We start from the raw sequence: 4,599 nt of genomic DNA on the forward strand, positions 1-4,599 counted from the left end.
GATCTGGCAAAAGTGAATGGGCCGAAACTCTGGCTGCGGGTTCGGGAAAACAAGTAATCTATGTGGCTACCGGCCGGGTTGATGAAGCCGATTTGGAGTGGCTTCGTCGCCTCGAACAGCACCAAAAGCGCCGTCCAATCAACTGGACAACTCTAGAAGTGCCGATCGAATTATCGGCCGTTGTGCTCTCAGGCAAGCCGTCGGATTGCTTTTTGATTGATTCGCTGGGAACTTGGACGGCGAATCTTTTGGAACAAGAAGCGGCAGTTTGGGCTACACAGCAGCAAGATTTGCTCGCTAGTTTGAAGTCGGCGGCGGCTGATGTAATTTTGGTAGGGGAAGAAACCGGATGGGGCGTTGTGCCTGCTTATCCGGCGGGGCGGCTGTTTCGCGATCGCCTCGGTACTCTCGTGCGCCTGATCGGGGCGATCGCCGATACTGTTTATCTCGCCACCGGCGGTTACGCCTTGAATCTGAGCTCTCTGGGTACGCCGCTGCCGCCTGCTGGGAAAAATTAACAGCCGAAGTCGCACTTGACAAGGGAGATAAAATCTCGGTTTCCCGAGCGACAATTTTAACTAAAAATCAGGTAGGATTTTAACTAAGATTGAAAACTCAAAACTCACATAAATTACTCAAAAAGCATACTCCCTCGGACAACCAGCACAACAATTTGACACGAGGAATAGCCAAATATTGAAAAAATGTAAAATATAAAATGTCTCTTGAGAAAGAGCGCACATTTCCAATAGAAAGTCTAAAATTACCAATTTGAAGGGTTGACTAAAAATTATGGCATCAGAGAGTGAAGTGAGAAAATACATTGCTTACTGGTTTCAGTTAGGCAAAAAAGTATTAATTCGCAATGGTTCCGAAGCGCTGCTGCCCAAATCGGTAATTGCGGGCGATCGCTACAGCAACGAATTTGAAGAATGCTGGCAAAAAATCCTCTCGCCCGACAGCGGAGACTGCTACATGCAAGGCACAAACGAAACAATTGCCCAACTGCTGACACCAGCATGGGAAATCAGTGCCTGCGCGCGCTGCGCTATGCCCGTAGTGTTCCGCGATTCCGGAATGCCCCCGGAGTGCTGTCCCTGTTACGACTTACCGAACTGGCCAGATACCGAAATGCCCCAACCTCGATCGCCCGTGTGCAACCAATCGCAATTGTCAGGAATTCGCGATCGACTCTTCAAAGCCGACGAATAAAGATGGGGAGAGGGGGAGAGAGGGAGAGTGGAAGAGGGGGAGAGGGGGAGATAGTCCGATGGTCTGATGGGGAGAGTGGGAGATGGTTCGATGGGGAGAATCTCAGATGTTGCACCATTGTCAAGAACGGGCAAGATGCCCGTTCCACAAAGAATGAGTTTTCTTGTGGAACAGGCATCTTGCCTGTTCCTAAACAAGTAATTGAGAATGGTGCAATATGTGAGGAGAATATGACTTCATCCTTTATGCTCCTGACTAATGACTACTGACTACTGACTAATGACTTCTTCCTCAAAGCAGTGGTGAGAAGGCAACAAATTGTTACAATGTCTTTACAATGCTTCACAGGTCTGAGTTTTATGGATGTCAAGACGGTATCGCCAGCCACCCCCCTAAGTTACTCAAATTCAGGGACTCACCCTGCACTCGGCAATCTCCAAGAGGTAAAAACAGTTCCCCTGCAAGCAGTACAAGTAGAACTAGAGAGTGCGACAGCAACTCCCGAACCGCTCAAATCAGCCAGAGACATAGCTTACGAGTTGGCAGGAGATTCTGTGCGCTACGATCCTGTGGCGATCGCCGCCCTGTACCGCAAGCGCCCCCTGCAAGTGTGGGGACGGCTGTTGAGCGTTGTTTGGACATTTTTTAGCTTTGCCCTCAGTGTGTGGTTGGACGGCAAAACAGGCAAAACGGCCACCAACCAAAAGCGTCGCGCCGCCAGACTGCGAGAAATTCTCAGCCAACTCGGCCCGGCTTTCATCAAAATCGGACAAGCACTCTCAACACGGCCCGACTTAGTACCGCCGGTATATTTAGAAGAACTAACAACGCTGCAAGACCAATTGCCAGCGTTTCCTAACGAAGTAGCATATCAATTCATCCAAGAAGAATTGGGCGCCCACCCGAAGGAAATTTACGCCGAAATCACACCAGATCCGATCGCCGCAGCTTCCCTCGGACAAGTCTACAAAGGCAAACTCAAAACCGGGGAAACAGTCGCAATCAAAGTGCAGCGACCAGGTTTAGCCGAGAACATCGGCTTAGACATCTACATCCTGCGGCGGGTTGCAGTTTGGGCACAAAACAACTTCAAAATAATTCGCAGCGACCTCGCAGGCATTATGGACGAGTTGGGCGAGCGAATTTACGAAGAAATGGACTACACCCACGAAGGTCAAAATGCCGAACGGTTTGCCCAACTATACGGTCACATCAAAGACATTTACGTTCCCAGCATCTACTGGGAATATACCCGCCGCCGCGTCTTAACAATGGAGTGGATCACCGGGGTCAAACTCACTAATTTAGAGGCAGTCAAGGCTCAAGGAATTGACGCTCCTTACTTAATTGAAGTGGGGGTGCAGTGTTCTCTCAGACAACTTCTAGAACACGGTTTCTTTCACGCAGACCCGCATCCCGGCAATCTTTTGGCAACTCCTGACGGTCAGTTGGCTTATCTCGATTTCGGGATGATGAGCGAAGTAAAACCTTATCAGCGGTACGGGCTGTTAGAAGCTGTGGTGCATTTGGTGAACCGCGACTTTGAAGGTTTGGCAAAAGATTACGTGAAGTTGGAGTTTTTAACACCAGACACGGATTTGACGCCAATTATTCCAGCTTTGGCCGGCGTGTTTAACAATGCTTTGGGTGCTAGCGTTGCTGAACTAAATTTCAAAAGCATTACTGACGAGCTTTCGGCGGTGATGTACGAATATCCTTTCCGAGTTCCAGCTTACTATGCTTTGATTATTCGATCGCTCGTTACGTTAGAAGGGATTGCCATTAATGTCGATCCAGAATTCAAAGTGCTGAGCAAAGCCTATCCTTACGTAGCAAAACGGCTGTTGAGCGACCCCGCACCGGAATTGAGAGCATCCCTGCAAGACTTGCTGTTCAAACACGGGGAATTCCGCTGGAACCGCTTAGAAAATTTGCTCAACAATGCCCGCGAGAGCGATGATTACGATGTCAGCCAAATCTTGAACCAAGCTTTAGAATATTTATTCTCCGAAAGAGGAGATTTTATTCGCGATCGTATTGTCCTGGAATTAGTCAAAAGTCTCGACACACTTTCGAGCAATGCTTTTGCTAACGCCAAAGCAGTGGTGGGCGAATGGTTTGGAGTCAAGGCTAATCAACCTGTGGTTTCACAAACAGAAAAAAACAATCTAGAACACATTAAACGGATTTGGGATATTTTGCAATCAACTCCGGGTTTTGACGGGACGAAAGTATTGCAGCTACTTCCGCAGTTGGTGGTGAAACCAGAAGTGCAGAATATGGGGCAGAAAGTAGTCGGCGGTTTAGCTCAAAGAGCTGTTGCTAGGCTAATTCGCGAGTTTTTGGTGTCGCAGGAACCGCCTGTGATTTCTGAGAATGGAAGCTATCCTAAAACTTCGCCTCAGTTGTCTTTGCCTGCGGCGAAGTAGTTGGATTGGGATTTTTTTTAACCGCAGATATTAGCAGATAAACACAGATGAACGCAGATGGAATTCCGTCTGCGTTCATCATATTAAGCTGCTGCTTTAGCTGCTGGTAAAGGTTCAATTTCTTCTGGCTTGGCGTGACGGCGGGGGTCATCAAAATCCCTAGCAAATAGCCAATCTGGGTCAGCGTTACCGCACCCGATGGAATATATTTGGCTGTGTTTGAAATGCTTGAAAAACTCCTGACACTTTTCATCGGTCATTAGCGATTCTTCTAGCGGTAAGTCGTGAATTAGGGCGTATAAATCAAATTCGTTTCGCTCTGGATTCCATTGATATCGCAATTCAGGGGTGTAACCAAGTTCTAGCAGTTTTGTCAAGGCTTCATCAGGGTTTTTATAGCTGTCTAAGTGAACGCGGTTCAGGGAAACAACTACTTGTACGTGGTGGTACTTTGCGGGTGTTAATCGATATTCGGTCATCGGTTTTTCCTTTTTTTCTCGTCACAGGTGTAGTAGGTTCTTCCGGTTGCATCGGGGTGTCTTGTTGCTTCGCGGTTTTGCTGTTCGCATCGCTTAGCAGCTTCTGCGTCACTCCGAGCATAAAAAGGTCTGTCCGGGTATTCAGCGAGTTCGGCTTCCAAGTCTTCCCAAGATTTTTCTGGGTTGTCTGGGTCTCTCAACATTTGTCCCTCGCTTAATGTCTGCTCAGTCTTGAACGTTTTGCCCCGCTTGAGTTTTAGGCTCTGGCGGGGTTTCTGCTTTCTCTAGCCATTGCTTCATCAGTAAACCGATGACTTCGCTCATTGGCTTTTCTTGAGCTGTGCAAGCTAGTTTGAATCGTAGCTTTAGCCTTTTATCTACGTAAACGCTTAGTTCAGCCATTTCAGGTGGAATTTTTTTAGCCATGTCTCTCATACGCGCATACCTGTATTCTCGCATCTGGCGAGGGGGCGGTTTAC

The 4,599-nt window shown here is 48.1% G+C and carries 6 protein-coding genes; 3 read left to right on the forward strand and 3 right to left on the reverse strand.

Annotation, left to right across the window (positions count from 1 at the left end; translation table 11 throughout):
* The 3 genes from cobU to ACUVJL_RS20035 form a co-directional block, all read left to right on the forward strand.
* The coding region (cobU, locus tag ACUVJL_RS20025) for a bifunctional adenosylcobinamide kinase/adenosylcobinamide-phosphate guanylyltransferase (protein WP_445247436.1) at nucleotides 1-518 on the forward strand (518 nt) is incomplete at its 5' end.
* Nucleotides 519-792: 274 nt separating this feature from the next.
* Entirely contained in the window at nucleotides 793-1,212 is a 420-nt protein-coding gene (locus ACUVJL_RS20030; protein WP_445247437.1) for a hypothetical protein, read from the forward strand.
* 359 nt (nucleotides 1,213-1,571) lie between these two features.
* Complete coding sequence (locus tag ACUVJL_RS20035; RefSeq protein ID WP_445247441.1) at nucleotides 1,572-3,641, forward strand: ABC1 kinase family protein; 2,070 nt, start codon at nucleotides 1,572-1,574, stop codon at nucleotides 3,639-3,641.
* An 83-nt stretch (nucleotides 3,642-3,724) separates the two neighbouring features.
* On the opposite strand, the gene ACUVJL_RS20040 is transcribed toward ACUVJL_RS20035, so the two are convergent.
* The 3 genes from ACUVJL_RS20040 to ACUVJL_RS20050 form a co-directional block, all read right to left on the reverse strand.
* On the reverse strand, nucleotides 3,725-4,120 hold the full coding sequence (locus ACUVJL_RS20040; protein WP_445247438.1) for a hypothetical protein: 396 nt from the start codon (nucleotides 4,118-4,120) through the stop codon (nucleotides 3,725-3,727).
* On the reverse strand, nucleotides 4,117-4,323 hold the full coding sequence (locus tag ACUVJL_RS20045) for a hypothetical protein (protein ID WP_445247439.1): 207 nt from the start codon (nucleotides 4,321-4,323) through the stop codon (nucleotides 4,117-4,119). The genes ACUVJL_RS20040 and ACUVJL_RS20045 overlap by 4 nt, the downstream gene beginning before the upstream one ends.
* Before the next feature lie 22 nt (nucleotides 4,324-4,345).
* A partial coding sequence (locus tag ACUVJL_RS20050; protein ID WP_445247440.1) for a hypothetical protein occupies nucleotides 4,346-4,599 on the reverse strand: 254 nt, incomplete at its 5' end.

Source organism: Microcoleus sp. OTE_8_concoct_300, from assembly GCF_031383065.1.
Classification (GTDB): domain Bacteria; phylum Cyanobacteriota; class Cyanobacteriia; order Cyanobacteriales; family Microcoleaceae; genus Microcoleus.

What these genes read in the sequence shown, in the direction of transcription:
- ACUVJL_RS20030 (WP_445247437.1), top strand. Translation starts at nt 793, where the DNA reads ATGGCATCAGAGAGTGAAGTGAGAAAATACATTGCTTACTGGTTTCAG.
- ACUVJL_RS20040 (WP_445247438.1), bottom strand. Translation starts at nt 4,120, where the DNA reads ATGACCGAATATCGATTAACACCCGCAAAGTACCACCACGTACAAGTA.
- ACUVJL_RS20035 (WP_445247441.1), top strand. Translation starts at nt 1,572, where the DNA reads ATGGATGTCAAGACGGTATCGCCAGCCACCCCCCTAAGTTACTCAAAT.
- ACUVJL_RS20045 (WP_445247439.1), bottom strand. Translation starts at nt 4,323, where the DNA reads ATGTTGAGAGACCCAGACAACCCAGAAAAATCTTGGGAAGACTTGGAA.